Origin of the sequence: uncultured Roseobacter sp., from assembly GCF_947499265.1 — a bacterium.
GTDB lineage: Bacteria > Pseudomonadota > Alphaproteobacteria > Rhodobacterales > Rhodobacteraceae > Roseobacter.
The window spans coordinates 110,563-125,324 of the sequence record NZ_CANMNK010000001.1 but is presented as its reverse complement, the minus strand read 5'-3'; the positions used below and the strand labels follow the sequence as shown (position 1 = coordinate 125,324).

Genomic DNA, 14,762 nt, shown 5'->3' with positions numbered 1-14,762 from the left:
TTCACTTCATTGCGTGGCGCAAGCGTTCCAGCGCCAATCGTATTCTAGACTTGATCGTGCCAAGTGGCAGACCGGTTTCCGCTGCGATTTCGCTGTGGGTCAGATCCCCGAAATACGCCTTTTCGATCAACTCCCTTTGGGCGGGCGGCAATTTGGCAAGCGCCGCACCCAGAATTTCCGTTTCTTGTTGCAGCGTCAGAACATCCGTCTGATCTGGTTCTTCTTCCGGACCCCAGGTGAGGTCCTCTGGCTCTGGTCTGCGCTGTCGGCGCAGCAGATCAATTTTTCGGTTCCGGGCAATCGTGAAAATCCACGTTGCAACGGAGGCCCGCGTCGGATCGAACTGATGTGCCTTGTGCCACAAAGCAGCCATCACATCCTGCGAGCATTCTTCGGCAAGCGACGGATCCGCACCCGACTTGATCAAAAAACCCTTCACGCGCGGGGCGAAGTGATCGAAAAGCTCAGCGAATGCCTGAGTGTCCTTGTGATCCCTGATACGGTTCACATGCTCCACCCAAAGCAGCCTTGCAGGACTGGTATTCACGCTCACTTGCTCTTGCCTAGCCTTCATCGTCCGTTGCGGGCGCGCAGGAACTGCGCACGTGACCTTCATCACGTTTGTCGTTTGTATCTCGCTTTCAACACCCGCTAACATGAATAAGTTACGCTGCAGCTGCACAGGCGGATCAAAAAAACTTTGTTTCTGCTCTAATGCATCCATTTTATGGCACGCAGCGTATACACCGCATCACGACGCCCAAGAATGGATCCGCATTTTATGCCCTTCGACGCTCTGACAACAGGCACCTTCTCATCCTACCCGCTTCCCAGAAATACTCAAAAAATCGCTGTGATTGGCGGGGGAATTTCGGGCATGGGTGCGGCTTATATGCTGGGCAAAACCCATCAGGTGACGCTTTTTGAATCCGAACCCAAGCTGGGCGGTCACGCGCGCACGGTGATGGCGGGCAAGAACGGTGATCAGCCGGTGGACACCGGCTTCATCGTCTTCAATCACGAAAACTACCCCTACATGTCTGCGCTGTTCGATCAGTTGAATGTGCCGACCGTCAAATCGAATATGAGCTTTGGGGCATCCATTGATGGGGGGCGCCTGGAATATGCGCTGACCTCTCTTGATGCGCTTTTTGCACAGCGGCGCAATGCCGTGACCCCGGCATTTCTGGGCATGGTACGGGACATTTTGCGGTTCAACAAAAATGCGGTGAAGGTTGCGGAGGACCGGAGCCTGAGTTTGGGTGCTTTTCTGGAGCGGCTGGGTACGGGTGATTGGTTTCGCGACTATTACATGCTGCCGCTCTCCGGGGCGATCTGGTCGACGCCAACACAGAAAATCATGGATTTTCCGGCCCACGCGATGGTGCAGTTTTTCAAAAACCACGCGCTGCTGGGCGTGCACGGGCAGCATCAGTGGCACACGGTGCAGGGTGGGTCGCGACAATATGTGGACCGGCTTGAGACAGCGTTGCGGGCCGCTGGCACGGAGCTGAGAACGGGTGCTGCGGTACACTCCGTGACGCGGGGTCCGGGCCAGGTCAAGGTACGCACCTGGGGCGGCGAACCGGAAGTCTTTGACCACGTGGTCTTTGCCACACACTCGGACGACTCCCTGCGCTTGCTGACCGACCCATCCGAGCAGGAAGAAAAAGCATTGGGTGCCATTGCCTATCAATCCAACGACATCGTCTTGCACTGCGATACGTCCCTCATGCCCAAACGGCGCAAGACCTGGGCCAGCTGGGTCTACACCGAAGACAAGGACGCAAAATCAGATCGCATCGATCTGACCTATTGGATGAACTCGTTGCAACCGATCCCCGAGGATGACCTGCACTTCGTCACCCTGAACACAAAGCGTAGGATCCGGGAAGAGTTGATCTATGACAGTGTGACCTTCCGGCATCCGGTCTACGATCTGGCAGCGCTGGAGGCGCAAAAGGACGTCCAATCGTTCAACGGCGCGCAAAACACCTGGTTCTGCGGTGCGTGGATGAAAAATGGATTTCATGAGGACGGGTTGAGCAGCGCGGTTGATGTGGTGCGCGACCTTCGCAGTGTCGAGCAGGAGAGAGTCGCAGCCGAATGAGCCCCCGCGTCGATCATATCGCCGGACAAACCTATCACGGTCGCAAGGGGTCTGTTGAGAATACGTTTCGCTATTCGGTCGACTACGTTCTGCTGGACGCGGAAGCGGATGTGCAAACCCCCGCGTTGTTTGGCCGCAACAGGCGCGGGCTGACCTCGCTGCACGACGCTGATCACGGCGGTGCCCCGGGGGCGGGGCGCGGCGCGCCCTGGGTGCGCGAAGTGCTCGAACACCATCAGATCACCGGTGTCGATCAGGTTGAACTGCTGGCACAGCCACGCATGCTTGGGCATGTCTTCAATCCGGTCAGTTTCTGGCTCTGTCTGCGCGCGAATGGCGCGTTGATCACCGTCATCGCCGAGGTGAGCAACACATTTGGCGACCGCCACAGCTATCTGTGCCACCATCCCGACCTGCGTCCGATTGCGCCCACCGACACGTTGAAGGCGACCAAGATTTTCCATGTTTCGCCGTTCCAGCCCGTCGAAGGCGGATACACCTTTCGCTTTGACATCTCGGACACGCGCATCGGCATCTGGATCGACTATGCGCGCGGCGACGGCGGACTGATCGCGACCCTGACGGGCAAACGTCAACCGCTGACAAACCGGGCCATCCTGAATTTTGCAGTGCGCCGGCCCCTTGGTGCACGCCGCGTTTTGGCCTTGATCCACTGGCAGGCCCTTAAGCTGTGGTTCAAAGGTGCCAGCTACCGCGCACGCCCCAATCCGCCGAAAAAAGAGGTCTCGCGGTGACGCAAAATACGGAGCGTCTTCCGGCCTATTCTCTGTTTGCGGCACTCCTAGCTGCTGCCGGGCTGCCGATCTACATTCACGCGCCGAAATTCTACGTCGACGAATATGGCGTCTCGCTGGCCGCACTAGGGGCCGTGCTTTTTGGGCTGCGCTTGCTGGATGTCGTGCAGGACCCGCTTTTGGGCAAACTGTCTGAACGCCTGCGGGACCATCGCAGCACCGCGGTGGCAGTCGGCTGTGCGGTGATCGCGGTGGCCATGTTCGGTCTCTTTGCCATCCCGCCACTTCTGCCGCCCCTGATCTGGTTCGGAGTGACCCTCACGCTGGTGTTTTCCGCCTTCAGCTTTCTGACCATAAACTTCTACGCGCAGGGGGTCATGAAAGGCACGCAAATGGCGGGCCAGGGTCACTTGCGGCTCGCGCGTTGGCGTGAAAGTGGCGCACTGCTGGGGGTCTGTGCGGCGGCTGTTGCCCCCGTGGCACTTGCGGCTTTGTTTTCTGCGCCTTTCGCCGGTTTTGCGTTTGGGTTTTGCATACTGGCGGTCGCCGCCGCCGTTGCAATGCGCAGCGAATGGAGCACGGTGGGGCTGGCACCCGCAAGCGGGTTTGGCGTGGTGCTCAAAGACCCGCTCGCCCGGCGCTTGCTGCTGATTGCATTGATCAATGCCGCCCCCGTTGCTGTCAGTTCGACCCTGTTCCTGTTCTTTGTCGAAAGCCGGTTGGCCATGCCCGGCTTTGAGGGTCCATTGCTTTTGCTCTTCTTTCTGTCGGCGGCCGTTGCGGCACCTTTCTGGAGCAAGCTGGCGGAGCGGATCGGACCCAAGGATGTGCTGATCCTTGCAATGATCTTGGCCATTTGCGCCTTTGGGCTTACGTTAACCCTTGGTCCGGGGGATTGGGTGCTCTTTGCTATCATATGCGTGGCCTCGGGTGCGACGCTGGGGGCGGACCTGACCTTGCTGCCCGCCATCTTTGCCAATCGCATGGCGCGCATCTCGCCATCGGCGGCGGAAGGGTTTGGCCTGTGGTCATTTGTGTCGAAGCTGACGCTCGCCTTTGCGGCGGTCAGCTTGCTGCCATTGCTCGAGCGTGCGGGGTTTGAAAGCGGTGCCGCGGCCAACAACTCCGCGGAGGCGCTGGGTTTGCTCGCGTTTCTCTATGCCGCGGTGCCTTGCGGTCTGAAACTGATGGCCATCGCCCTTTTGGCGATGACCAACCTGAGGGAGGTCTGAACGAATGAGTGCTTGGATATACATCTTTCTTGGCGCAGCGCTCGGGCTTCTTGTGGTGTGGGTGTTGAGGCAGTCGATGGGTTTCGTTGCGCAGAAACCCGAGGATTATGAAGATGCGACACCGGAATTTGACGTCCGTCATCATCTGAATGGACCGCTCCTATGCGAAGGGGTCATTTACGGGCCATTCGGGCGGGTCAGCAGCCGGTTTGTTGCCGATTTCGAAGGGAAATGGGATGGTACCAAAGGGTCGTTGAAGGAACGGTTCGTCTATGACGATGGCAGTACGCAAGACCGCGAGTGGCACCTGACGCTCTCCGAGAATGGCCGCATTCGGGCGACCGCAGGGGATGTCATTGGCGCAGGGATAGGACAACAGACCGGGCCAACAGTGCAATTGAAATACCGGATCAAACTGCCGGAGGCATCAGGGGGGCATGTGCTCAACACGGTGGACTGGATGTACCTGGCACCCAACGGCACGATCATGAACCGCTCTCAATTCCGCAAATTCGGGATCAAGGTCGCTGAACTGGTGGCGACGATGCGACCGAAGGACGGGACATGAAAGACTGGACGGCAAAGCGCTATTGGCTGGTCGGGGCGGGTGACGGTCTGGGCGCCGCTCTGGCCAAAAGGCTGAGCCAGGCAGGCGCGCATGTGATCGTATCCGCCCGGTCCGAGGATAAGCTGAAGGCGCTTGTGGAGAGCCTGCCGCATGAGGGATCCTACCAAACCGTCGATGTGTCAGACGATCAAAGCGTCAAGGACGCCGTTGAGGCGATTGGCCCTTTGGACGGTGTGGTGTTCCTGGCGGGTGTTTATTGGCCCTTCGGGGCGCAGGAATGGCATGCGGAGCACGCGACGGCCATGGCGGACATCAATTTCACCGGGCTTGTGCGGGTCATGGGCGCTGTTGTGCCGGGCATGGTGGGGCGCGATGCGGGCCATATCGTGATCACCGGCAGCCTCAGCGGGTTTCGCGGGTTGCCGGGCTCGATCGGATATACCGCGTCCAAGGCGGGAACCATGTCACTGGCAGAATGCATGTATGCCGATTTGCGCGGCTCCGGCGTGCAGGTTCAGGTTTCCAATCCGGGGTTCATCAAGACCCAGTTGACGGAAAAGAATGACTTCAAGATGCCCTTTATCATGACCCCCGAAGAGGCTGCCGAAGAGATGTTCAAGCAGATGAACACCAACAAGTTCAAGGTTAGCTTTCCTCAGGTGTTTTCCTGGGTCTTCCGTGGCAGCCAGTTCTTGCCCGATTGGTTCTATTACCGCATCTTCTCCTAAAGCCGCGCGATGTGCTGCGCATAGATGGCGGTCGCACGGGACCATACGCTTGCGTCCAGTTTAGACAGCGACGCCAGCACCGGCAAGAGCTGTTCCGCATAGTCCTCGCTGCTTTCCAACGGCAGCATGGACGGCAGATTGTCGATGGCTGTGACGTCCAGAGCGGGGGTTTCATGCACACGCAGGGCAGGTGTTTCCCAGGTTGTGGTCTGGTCATAGACCTTGATGGGGGAAAAGTCGCTGTCCGGGTCGCAGGCGATGTCGGCGATCACGCTGAGCCTGCGATCTCGTGTGCCTGTATCGCCGGGCACAAAGACCGGTGTCCCCGGACGCGCCAGCACGCAGTTGAAGAAAAGCGCATGCGCCAGAACTTCCGGAAAAGGGCCGCCACCGGCGGTTTCGGCCATGTCCCATTTGGTGGTTGCGACCCCCATCGCGGTGCACAGATCCGCAACGCCTGAGCCCACACGACCCAATGCGCCGATGATCAAGGCATCAGGCCGGTGGCTGCCTGTGGCGACCAGATCGGATTGCAGGTCCGCCAGCAGATGGGTGGAGCTCTCATACGCGCCTATCGGCCTTGCGATCCCGCCAAGTTGCTGCGCTGCCCAGCATTTCAGGGCCACGGCGGCTCCGGCATACCCGGCCCAATAGCCGAATGCGGCTAGCCTGCGACCATTGTCATCGGTCAGATATTCAAGGTCCAGCAAGGTGCCACCCCCGGCCTTGAACCGCTGCAACAGGCGCAACCCCGCGGGCTGGCCCTTGAACGCGTGACCAAACATGATGTGGCGGTGCGGCAGGAGCGTGCCGTCCTCCGGCAACTCCTTTAGGCCAAAGATGATGGCGTCCTTTGGGGCATCGGGCCAGGAGTGGCTTGGCACCATCGTGCATCCCGCCTGCTGGTACCCTGCATCAGGGATCACGCGGGTTGGTGACGCTTCGACGCTGACGCGCATGCCCGCCGCCATCAATTCCACGGCGCCTTTGGGGGTCAACCCAACGCGGGTTTCATTGTCTCGCTGCTCTGCCCGTAACCAAATATGGACCATGCCTAAAGCATCCCCTGGGCGATGGCTGATTTGACAGAGGTGCGTTCGTTCATGCGCGCCAGATACGCCTGAATTTCAGGGAAGTCGCCAAGGTCGACGCCATCACCAGCCAACCAGGAGCAGATCATGTAAGCATGCGGATCGGCCATTGAGAACACATCGCCCAGCACATAATCCCCCTGCAGACAGTTTTCGGTGAAATACTGCGCGCTGGCGGTCATGGTCTGTGGCACCTTGGCAGTCATGTCGTCAAAGCTCGACTGCTGATCCGCCCAGCGGTGCCCCCGCATTTTATGCGCATGGTTCACATGCATCGTGGCCGCAAGGTAATACATCACGCTGCGCATCTGCGCCGCCTTGATCGGATCTTCAGGCACCAGCCCGGCCTCTGGCGCTTGGGTCGCGATGTACTCCAACAGGGCGCCGGTTTCTGTCAGCACGGTTCCGTCCAACACCTGCAATGCGGGGACGCGTCCCTTGGGGTTGATGGCCAGATAGGTTTCGCTGGTTTGCTCGCCGGATTGGAAATCAACCCGGACCGGGTCGTAGGGCAAGCCAGCCTCCTCGAGCGCGATCACAACGGCGATGGAAATCGTGCGCGGGGCATAGTAGAGGCGCATGTCTCGGGTCCTTTCAAACGTGGGTCTGGGCGTAGTGCCGGTCCGGATCTTCTAGATGGGGAATGGCGTTGAACATCGTGGGCGAGAGCGTGCCGCCGATGGGAAAGAGCCGGTGTTGCGACGTGTTGTAAATCGCCAGCGCCATCTGCGCCATGGCCTGAATATCAAGCCGCAGCACGTGACGCATCGCCATCGAGATCAACCCGCCCGATGTCACCACGAGGGCGGGGCCATCGCCTGCTGCAATCTCCGTCAGGGCATCCCAGACGCGCGCCTCGAAATCGGCGAAACGTTCTGGCGCGCCTGCGATCTCATCCCTTTGCCATGCCGCAAAAACCTGCGGCAGATGGCTGGTGAAGGCCGCCTGATCATGCGGGAAGGGCACGCCATGTTCCTGCTCCAACGCGCGGGCCAGCGTCAGATATTCCAGCTCGTTCAGGCGCGCGTCTCTGACCGGTTCCAGCTCCGTTTCCATCGCATGCGCGGTCTCAATGTGCCGTTTCAGCGTGCCGGTATAGAGACGTGTATGGTGTTGGTTTTGCGTGCGTAAATGGGCACCCAGCCAGGCCGATTGCTGATGGCCAAGCGCGCTCAGCTTGTCATAGCTGGCTTCGTCCTGAGCACCGGAATTGGCCTGACCGTGACGGATGAGAGTGATGTGAGACATGGCTGCTTTCGATTGCTTTGCCCCTTAGTAGGCGAGCACCGTGGCGGAGGAAAGGGCGGCGCATGTCGGATCATCGGTATTTGTCGTGGCAGTAGATGCGCGACGCTGCTTTCCAATGGGAAACATATCTGGCGGAAATCCGGCGCGATGTGTCGGGATTAGGGTCCTGAGAGCCCCCGGCGCGGCCTATAGTAACGCGAGAATCTGAGGAGGCGCACCGGCATGTCTGACAAAATTACCTTCACAATGGACGGTCAGGAAGTTCAGGCCGATGCCGGTATGACCATTTGGGAAGTGGCCAATGGCCGTGGGCTGGTGATCCCGCATCTGTGTCACAAACCGGCCCCCGGCTATCGGCCTGACGGAAATTGCCGTGCCTGCATGGTGGAGATCGGGGGCGAGCGGACGCTTGCCGCCTCCTGCATCCGCGAACCCAGTGAAGGCATGGTGGTCACAACTAATTCCGCCCGGGCGGAAGGCGCGCGGAAGATGGTGGTGGAGATGCTGCTGGCCGATCAGCCGGAGCAGGATGTGTCGCATGACAAATCAAGCCATCTCTGGGAGATGGCAGCGCTGAATGGTGTAGAGGAGAGCCGCTTTCCCAAACTGGAAGACGGACGCATTCCGCTCCTGGATGACAGCCATGTGGCGATGTCGGTCAATCTGGATGCCTGCATTCAGTGCGGGCTCTGTGTGCGGGCCTGCCGCGAGGTGCAGGTCAATGATGTGATCGGCATGTCGGGGCGCGGGCATGACAGCTATCCAACCTTCGATATGGCCGACCCGATGGGCGACAGCACCTGTGTGGCCTGCGGCGAATGCGTGCAGGCCTGTCCGACGGGAGCCTTGATGCCTGCCACGGTCGTGGATGAACATCAGGTCGGTGACAGCGCCGATTTTGACGAGGCCGTCGAAAGTATCTGCCCGTTCTGCGGCGTCGGCTGTCAGGTCTCGCTCAAAGTCAAAGACGGCAAGGTGAAATATGTTGACGGGATCAACGGTCCGGCGAATGAGGGGCGGCTCTGCGTCAAGGGACGCTTCGGGTTTGACTACATTCACCACCCGCACCGGCTGACCAAACCGCTGATCCGCCGTGAAGATGCGCCAGCCAAGGGGTTGAACGTCGATCCCGGCAATTGGCAGACGCATTTCCGCGAAGCCACATGGGACGAGGCGCTGGATTTTGCCGCCGCGGGCATGAAGGGCCGCGGGCGCGAGATCGCGGGGTTCGGCTCCGCCAAGTGCACCAACGAAGAAGCTTATCTGTTCCAGAAGATGATCCGACAGGGCTTTGGCCACAACAACGTCGATCACTGCACGCGGCTCTGCCACGCGTCCTCTGTGGCGGCGCTGATGGAGAATGTGGGGTCGGGCGCGGTGACGGCGACCTTTAACGAGATCGAAAATGCGGATGTCGCGATCGCCATTGGTTGCAATCCGATCGAGAACCATCCCGTGGCCGCGACTTTCTTCAAGCAGTTCACCAAGCGCGGCGGCAAGTTGATTGTGATGGACCCGCGCGGTCAGGCGCTGAAACGCTTCGCCAGCCACATGCTGCAATTCCGCCCCGGCGCCGATGTGTCCATGCTGAACGCCATCATGCACACGATTGTCGAGGAGGGCCTTTACGATCAGCAGTATATCGACGCCTACACCGAGAACTGGGAGGCGGAAAAGGCGCATCTGGCGGACTTCTCGCCCGAAGCCATGGCCCCGATTTGTGGGATTGAGCCTGAGGTGCTGCGCGATGTCGCACGCACCTTTGCGGGCGCCCAGGCTGCGATGATTTTCTGGGGTATGGGCGTCAGCCAGCACATTCATGGGACGGATAACTCGCGCTGCCTGATCTCCCTGGCCTTGATGACGGGACAGGTTGGGCGTCCGGGCTCCGGCCTGCACCCGCTGCGGGGGCAAAACAACGTGCAGGGCGCGTCGGATGCGGGGCTCATTCCGATGTTCCTGCCGGACTATCAGCCGGTCACCGATGACGGTGTGCGCTCGGCCTTCACCAAGGTCTGGGGCTCCGCCGATTTCTCCAACGAGCGCGGGTTGACCGTGACGGAGATCATGGACGCCGTGCATGAAGACAAGATCAAGGGCATGTATGTGCTGGGCGAGAACCCGGCCATGTCCGACCCGGATGTGGAGCACGCGCGCGCGGCATTGGCCAAGCTCGATCATCTCGTGGTGCAGGACATCTTCATCACCGAGACGGCGAACTATGCTGACGTGATCCTGCCCGCGAGTGCCTTTGCCGAGAAATCCGGGACGGTGACCAACACCAATCGGCAGGTGCAGATGGGCCGCCCCGCTGTCCCGCCCCCCGGCGATGCGCGCGAGGATTGGTGGATCGAGGTCGAACTGGCCAAGCGGCTGGGCCTTGGGTGGACCTACGAGAGCCCCGCAGATGTCTTTGCCGAGATGAAGCAGAACATGCGCAGCCTTGAAAATATCACCTGGGATCGGTTGGCCGAACAGAATGCGGTCACCTACCCCTCGCTCAGCCCCGAAGATCCGGGGCAGGCGATTGTCTTTGGCGAGGGTTTCCCGCGCCCAGAAGGTCGTGCGCGGTTTACCCCTGCCAGTGTGATTGCACCCGATGATGTGCCGGACGAAGATTTCCCGATGATCCTGACAACGGGTCGACAGCTGGAGCACTGGCACACCGGGTCGATGACCCGGCGGTCCACGGTGCTGGACGGGCTGGAGCCGGAGGCGAATTGTTCGCTGCATCCCTCTACCCTGCGCAAACTGGGCGTGGTGCCCGGAGAGCATGTGCAGCTGACCACCAAACGCGGCAGCATTTCGATCATGGCGCGCGAAGACCGTGCCGTCGCGCCGGATATGGTGTTTGTGCCTTTCGCCTATGTCGAAGCGGCGGCGAACATTTTGACCAACCCGGCCATCGACCCTTACGGCAAGATCCCCGAGTTCAAGTTCTCCGCAGTACGTGTCGAAAAAGCCGAAGGGGCTGTCGCCGCAGAATAATTGCCGCCTTCTCTTTCGAGAGGTCAAAGCTTAGGCTTTGACGGGTCGATGGAGGTGAAATGCGTGGTTGATCCTGACCGCTTTCTGGCGAATTTGCACAAGCTGCGCAGCTTTGGCGCGTCGGGTGTCAGCAAAGGCGTGGTGCGGCCTGCCTATGGTGAGGCGGATATCGCGGCGCGCAAATGGCTGGCGCAGCAAATGGCAGATGCCGGATTGCGTGTTGAGATCGATCCCATGGGCAATCTTTTTGGTTTGGCCGAGGGCAAGTCGCTACTGCTGGGATCACACAGCGACAGCCAGCCCGAGGGGGGATGGCTTGATGGCGCGCTTGGCGTCATTGCGGCGCTGGAGGTTGCGCGCGCCGCACAGGAAACCGGTGGGCCACCCCTATCGGTGGTCTCTTTTCAGGATGAAGAAGGGCGGTTCGGCGTCACCACGGGCAGCGCGGTCTGGTCTGGCCACCTCAGCCAAAAGGACGCGGATGGGCTGACCGATCACGCCGGTGTTGCGCTGACGACGGCGCGGTCCCGCATGGCGGATATGGTGACAGGGCCCGTGGATCCCGCGCAGTTTACAGGATTTATCGAAATGCACATCGAGCAGGGCCCGACCCTGGATGCAACGGGGGGAAAGATTGGTGTCGTGACCGATATCGTCGGCATCCGCGACATGAAGATCACCTTTGATGGCCAGCAAAACCACGCGGGGACCACGCCAATGCACTTGCGCCGCGATGCGTTTCAGGCGGTGTCGGCGTTCAATACGCTGCTGAATGACCGGCTGCGGAACGTGGTCACGCCGCAGACCGTCTGGACCATTGGCCATGTCGGTTTGCACCCGAACGCATCCTCTATCGTGCCGGGCCGGGCGGTGTTTTCGATGCAATGGCGCGATGCCGATGCGGCGCGGCTTGAGCGGATCGAAACCGTGATCAGGACAACCGCGGAAGAAATTGCCGAGGCACGGGGGATGACCTTGTCCTATGGCCCTCTGCTCGGGTTGGAGCCGGTCGCGATGGATGCGCGCCTTCAGGGCGCATTATGTGCTGCATCAGAGCAGATTGTGCCAAGCCAGTGGCGGCAGATGCCATCGGGTGCCTTGCATGACGCGACAAATGTGGCGGCGCTGATGCCCGTTGCAATGCTCTTTGTGCCGTCCATCAACGGGATCAGCCATGCGTTTGAGGAAGACACTGACGAGGCCGATTTGGTCTGTGGCCTGAGGGTGCTGGCGCAGGCGGTGGCCGATCTGTCATAAGGCGCGCCGCAGGCCTCATTGCCAGACGACATCCCCCAGAAAAATGTAACCAGCACCATAGATTGTCTTGATCAGCTGCGGGTTTTTCGGATCCTCGCGCAGCTTGGTGCGCAGCCGCGAAATGCGCACGTCCATGGCACGGTCAAAGCTCTCACTGGCTGCCCCGCCCAGATGATCCTGCATCTGGGCCCGGCTGATCAGCCGCTTGGGGTTTTCCAGAAAAAGGCGCAGGACTTCGCCTTCTGCGTGGGAGAAGGGGATCTGCTGACCTGCTTCATCTTCCAGGACATATTGATCAAAGCGCACTGTCCATCCGGCGAAATCCGCGACCAGACCTGTTGTCTGAGTGGGCTTGGAGGTGCGCAACCGTGCGCGGACGCGGGCGACCACCTCTGCGGGGTCAAACGGTTTGATGATGTAGTCATCGGCACCCAACTCCAGCCCGGTGACCTTGTCCTGCACCAGCGCCCGCCCGGAGATGATGATCACGATCGCCCCTTGCTCCAGCGCCAGCTTGTGTACCAGCGTCAAACCATCCGTATCCGGCAGCGACAGATCCACCAGACAGACATCCGGTGTCTGTTGCGCCAGCGCGGCGGTAAAGGCCTGCGCGCGGCCAAAACTCATTGTGCGAAAACCCGCATCCTGTAGGGCATCCTCCAGCATCGTGCGGATGGCCGGTTCGTCATCAAGGATTGTCACCAAGGGGGCGGTCATTCGGCGGATACCTGTGCGGGGGTCTCGGCAAACAGTGCTGCAATGTCGTCCGGTGTGAAGGGTTTGCGCAAGACGGGCGCCGCCTTTTGGGCGGCCTGATAAAGCGGGTTATCGACGGGCAGCGAGGTCATCAGCACAATCGGCACGGCACCGTCCACCCTGTGCGCCAGATCGATCCCGGTGGCCTCACCGGTCAACTGCACGTCAGAGAGAACGAAAGTGATGTCCGGAATATCTGCCATCAGCGCGCTGGCCTCATCCGCGCCCACCGCTTCGATCACCGCCTGCCCCAGGTCGGTCAGCATACCGCGATAAAGGGCGCGCAGGTCGTCGCGGTCCTCAACCAGCAGCACCAGGCCTTTGACGGCTTTTACCGCTGGCCGGTAGGGCAATCGCAGGACAACCCGTGCGCCATCCCCCCTGTTTTCCAGTCGCAGATCACCGCCTGCCAGTTTTGTCATATCGTAGACCATCGGCAGGCCCAAACCCGATCCTTCGGCCCCTTTGGTCGTGAAAAACGGATCAAACCCGCGTGTCAGGGCGGCCTCGGAAAACCCCGGCCCGGTATCGGAGATCTGCCATTCGATCCATGTGTCATGCACAAGGCCGACCGTGACGGAGATGTCGCCCGACGCGCCGCAGGCGTCGCGGGCGTTCAGGATCAGGTTGAGCAGACTGTCGGTCGCCATGCCTGCGTCGAGCAGGATGGGCGTCACCGGTGCGGCGTTTTCTATGTTGAGCCGCACGTCCTTCGGCAGGGTGGGGGCGGCCAGCGTATAGAGATCCTGCATCAGCGTGTGCAAATCGGTGACCTCTGGCCTGAGCGCTCGCTGTGCGGTCATCCCGGCGATGCTGCTCAGCAAGGTGCCACCGCGCCGCGCCGCCGCCAGCGTTCCCTCGGCAAGGTCGGTGGCCTGGGCGGGCAGGTCCTGCAACCGCAGAAGTTTGGATTGCAGGCCCAGAATAATCGTGAGCAGGTTGGAAAAATCATGGGTCAGACCGGAGGTCATCTGCGCCGCCAGCGCGCGCCTGCGGGTTTGTTGCAGTGCCACGCGGGCCTGCATTTCGGTTGTGACGTCCATGGAAAGAATATAGACGCCGCCGCGCGTGTCAGGCGTGAAAGCCGCCCGAATGCGCCGGGCGCTCGCATCATCGGTAAACTCAAAGACTGACGCCTGGCCGCTGTATGCCGTCTCAAGGTGGCTGGCGATCCGGTCATAGGCGGAGGATCCCAAAGCATCGCGGATGTGCATCCCGTGGATATCCGAGGGGCGGCCCGGGATCACCGTGCTGAGCTGCCGGTTCGAATAGGTGTACCTGCCGCTAGCATCCACATGCGCGATATGGGCGGGCATCATCTCGGTGGTCAGACGGGTGCGCGCTTCGATCTCGGTCAATTCGCGCTTGGCCTCTTCCAGCGCTGCATTCATCGCAGAGAGCGCCCGGTTGGTGGTGGAAAGCTCTTCGGCGTAGCTGTTCAATTGATCAGAGAGTTCTTCGGAGCGGCCTTGTAACAGCGCCTCTTGCTGTTTGGTGCGGGTAATATCGGTGTAGACGGTGACCCATCCGCCCTGCGGCAGCGGTGCGCCTTCGACACTGATGATCCGCCCGTTTGACCGGGTGCGTTCCATGTAATGCACTTCAAAGGCGCGCGCCTGTTCCACCCGTTCCGCGACAAAGGTTTCCACGTCCGTGACATCGCCGTATTCGCCGCGCAGTGCCAGATGTCGGATCGTGTCCTCAAACGTGGCCCCCGGCGTGACCAGCGCATCCGGCAGATCGAACATCCGCTGAAAGGGGACGTTGCACACCACAAGCCGCAGATCTGAATCGTAGATCGTCAGCGATTGCGCAATCAGATTGAGGCCCGCCGCTGTCAGCTCCTGTGTCCGGTTTTGGGAAATGGTCAAAGGCTGCTCCAAACGATGTCCTGTGCTGACCAGCACACGCCAATCCTATCATGGAAAGTGGGAAGGAAAATCAGCTTTGTCGTGGGTGCCGTGACGAGATGCGCCTGTAACAATTCGTTAGGATTGAGAAAACATGACGAAAAAGTTGACCTCAAGGG

The 14,762-nt window shown here is 60.4% G+C and carries 13 protein-coding genes; 7 read left to right on the top strand and 6 right to left on the bottom strand.

Annotated elements, in window-relative coordinates; all coding sequences use genetic code 11:
- Position 1: 1 nt before the first annotated feature.
- On the bottom strand, positions 2 to 574 hold the full coding sequence (locus tag Q1A63_RS00580; RefSeq protein WP_298968366.1) for a sigma-70 family RNA polymerase sigma factor: 573 nt from the start codon (positions 572 to 574) through the stop codon (positions 2 to 4).
- Positions 575 to 781: 207 nt separating this feature from the next.
- Here Q1A63_RS00580 and Q1A63_RS00575 point away from each other — a divergent pair, with 207 nt between their 5' ends.
- From Q1A63_RS00575 to Q1A63_RS00555, 5 genes are read left to right on the top strand one after another with little or no spacing between them, the layout of a single operon-like run.
- Positions 782 to 2,110: an FAD-dependent oxidoreductase gene (locus Q1A63_RS00575; RefSeq protein ID WP_299630303.1), complete on the top strand. Its 1,329-nt coding sequence runs from the start codon at positions 782 to 784 to the stop codon at positions 2,108 to 2,110.
- Positions 2,107 to 2,865, top strand: a complete 759-nt coding sequence (locus Q1A63_RS00570; RefSeq protein ID WP_298968363.1) for a DUF1365 domain-containing protein — start codon at positions 2,107 to 2,109, stop codon at positions 2,863 to 2,865. The genes Q1A63_RS00575 and Q1A63_RS00570 overlap by 4 nt, the downstream gene beginning before the upstream one ends.
- Positions 2,862 to 4,097, top strand: a complete 1,236-nt coding sequence (locus Q1A63_RS00565) for an MFS transporter (RefSeq protein WP_298968361.1) — start codon at positions 2,862 to 2,864, stop codon at positions 4,095 to 4,097. The genes Q1A63_RS00570 and Q1A63_RS00565 overlap by 4 nt, the downstream gene beginning before the upstream one ends.
- A 4-nt stretch (positions 4,098 to 4,101) precedes the next feature.
- A complete protein-coding gene (locus Q1A63_RS00560) occupies positions 4,102 to 4,665 on the top strand; it encodes a DUF3833 domain-containing protein (RefSeq protein ID WP_298968360.1) in 564 nt (187 codons plus the stop codon).
- Positions 4,662 to 5,393 carry an SDR family NAD(P)-dependent oxidoreductase gene (locus Q1A63_RS00555; protein ID WP_298968359.1) on the top strand — a complete coding sequence of 244 codons (732 nt, stop codon included), beginning with the start codon at positions 4,662 to 4,664 and terminating at the stop codon, positions 5,391 to 5,393. The genes Q1A63_RS00560 and Q1A63_RS00555 overlap by 4 nt, the downstream gene beginning before the upstream one ends.
- Here the strand turns inward: Q1A63_RS00555 and Q1A63_RS00550 are convergent.
- The 3 genes from Q1A63_RS00550 to Q1A63_RS00540 are packed head-to-tail and all read right to left on the bottom strand — an operon-like array spanning position 5,390 to position 7,732.
- Positions 5,390 to 6,445: a saccharopine dehydrogenase gene (locus Q1A63_RS00550; RefSeq protein WP_298968357.1), complete on the bottom strand. Its 1,056-nt coding sequence runs from the start codon at positions 6,443 to 6,445 to the stop codon at positions 5,390 to 5,392. The two genes, Q1A63_RS00555 and Q1A63_RS00550, sit on opposite strands and share 4 nt — an antisense overlap.
- A 2-nt stretch (positions 6,446 to 6,447) precedes the next feature.
- Complete coding sequence (locus tag Q1A63_RS00545) at positions 6,448 to 7,065, bottom strand: glutathione S-transferase family protein (RefSeq protein WP_298968355.1); 618 nt, start codon at positions 7,063 to 7,065, stop codon at positions 6,448 to 6,450.
- Between the two features lie 13 nt (positions 7,066 to 7,078).
- Positions 7,079 to 7,732, bottom strand: coding sequence for a histidine phosphatase family protein (locus Q1A63_RS00540; RefSeq protein ID WP_298968354.1), 654 nt, complete (start codon positions 7,730 to 7,732; stop codon positions 7,079 to 7,081).
- A gap of 222 nt (positions 7,733 to 7,954) precedes the next feature.
- On the opposite strand from Q1A63_RS00540, the gene fdhF reads away from it, so the two are divergent.
- Together fdhF and Q1A63_RS00530 are read left to right on the top strand one after the other, a co-directional pair.
- On the top strand, positions 7,955 to 10,720 hold the full coding sequence (gene fdhF / locus Q1A63_RS00535; RefSeq protein WP_298968352.1) for a formate dehydrogenase subunit alpha: 2,766 nt from the start codon (positions 7,955 to 7,957) through the stop codon (positions 10,718 to 10,720).
- A gap of 48 nt (positions 10,721 to 10,768) precedes the next feature.
- Positions 10,769 to 11,977, top strand: a complete 1,209-nt coding sequence (locus Q1A63_RS00530; RefSeq protein WP_299630298.1) for a Zn-dependent hydrolase — start codon at positions 10,769 to 10,771, stop codon at positions 11,975 to 11,977.
- 15 nt (positions 11,978 to 11,992) lie between these two features.
- Here Q1A63_RS00530 and Q1A63_RS00525 read toward each other — a convergent pair whose 3' ends face one another.
- Both Q1A63_RS00525 and Q1A63_RS00520 read right to left on the bottom strand, forming a co-directional pair.
- Positions 11,993 to 12,694 (bottom strand): response regulator transcription factor, encoded by a 702-nt coding sequence (locus tag Q1A63_RS00525; protein ID WP_298968349.1) that lies wholly within the window; start codon positions 12,692 to 12,694, stop codon positions 11,993 to 11,995.
- Positions 12,691 to 14,604 (bottom strand): PAS-domain containing protein, encoded by a 1,914-nt coding sequence (locus Q1A63_RS00520; protein WP_299630296.1) that lies wholly within the window; start codon positions 14,602 to 14,604, stop codon positions 12,691 to 12,693. The genes Q1A63_RS00525 and Q1A63_RS00520 overlap by 4 nt, the downstream gene beginning before the upstream one ends.
- Between the last annotated feature and the right edge of the window lie 158 nt (positions 14,605 to 14,762).

What these genes read in the sequence shown, in the direction of transcription:
- Q1A63_RS00580 (WP_298968366.1), bottom strand. Translation starts at nt 574, where the DNA reads ATGAAGGCTAGGCAAGAGCAAGTGAGCGTGAATACCAGTCCTGCAAGG.
- Q1A63_RS00575 (WP_299630303.1), top strand. Translation starts at nt 782, where the DNA reads ATGCCCTTCGACGCTCTGACAACAGGCACCTTCTCATCCTACCCGCTT.
- Q1A63_RS00570 (WP_298968363.1), top strand. Translation starts at nt 2,107, where the DNA reads ATGAGCCCCCGCGTCGATCATATCGCCGGACAAACCTATCACGGTCGC.
- Q1A63_RS00560 (WP_298968360.1), top strand. Translation starts at nt 4,102, where the DNA reads ATGAGTGCTTGGATATACATCTTTCTTGGCGCAGCGCTCGGGCTTCTT.
- Q1A63_RS00555 (WP_298968359.1), top strand. Translation starts at nt 4,662, where the DNA reads ATGAAAGACTGGACGGCAAAGCGCTATTGGCTGGTCGGGGCGGGTGAC.
- Q1A63_RS00550 (WP_298968357.1), bottom strand. Translation starts at nt 6,445, where the DNA reads ATGGTCCATATTTGGTTACGGGCAGAGCAGCGAGACAATGAAACCCGC.
- Q1A63_RS00545 (WP_298968355.1), bottom strand. Translation starts at nt 7,065, where the DNA reads ATGCGCCTCTACTATGCCCCGCGCACGATTTCCATCGCCGTTGTGATC.
- Q1A63_RS00540 (WP_298968354.1), bottom strand. Translation starts at nt 7,732, where the DNA reads ATGTCTCACATCACTCTCATCCGTCACGGTCAGGCCAATTCCGGTGCT.
- fdhF (WP_298968352.1), top strand. Translation starts at nt 7,955, where the DNA reads ATGTCTGACAAAATTACCTTCACAATGGACGGTCAGGAAGTTCAGGCC.
- Q1A63_RS00530 (WP_299630298.1), top strand. Translation starts at nt 10,769, where the DNA reads ATGGAGGTGAAATGCGTGGTTGATCCTGACCGCTTTCTGGCGAATTTG.
- Q1A63_RS00525 (WP_298968349.1), bottom strand. Translation starts at nt 12,694, where the DNA reads ATGACCGCCCCCTTGGTGACAATCCTTGATGACGAACCGGCCATCCGC.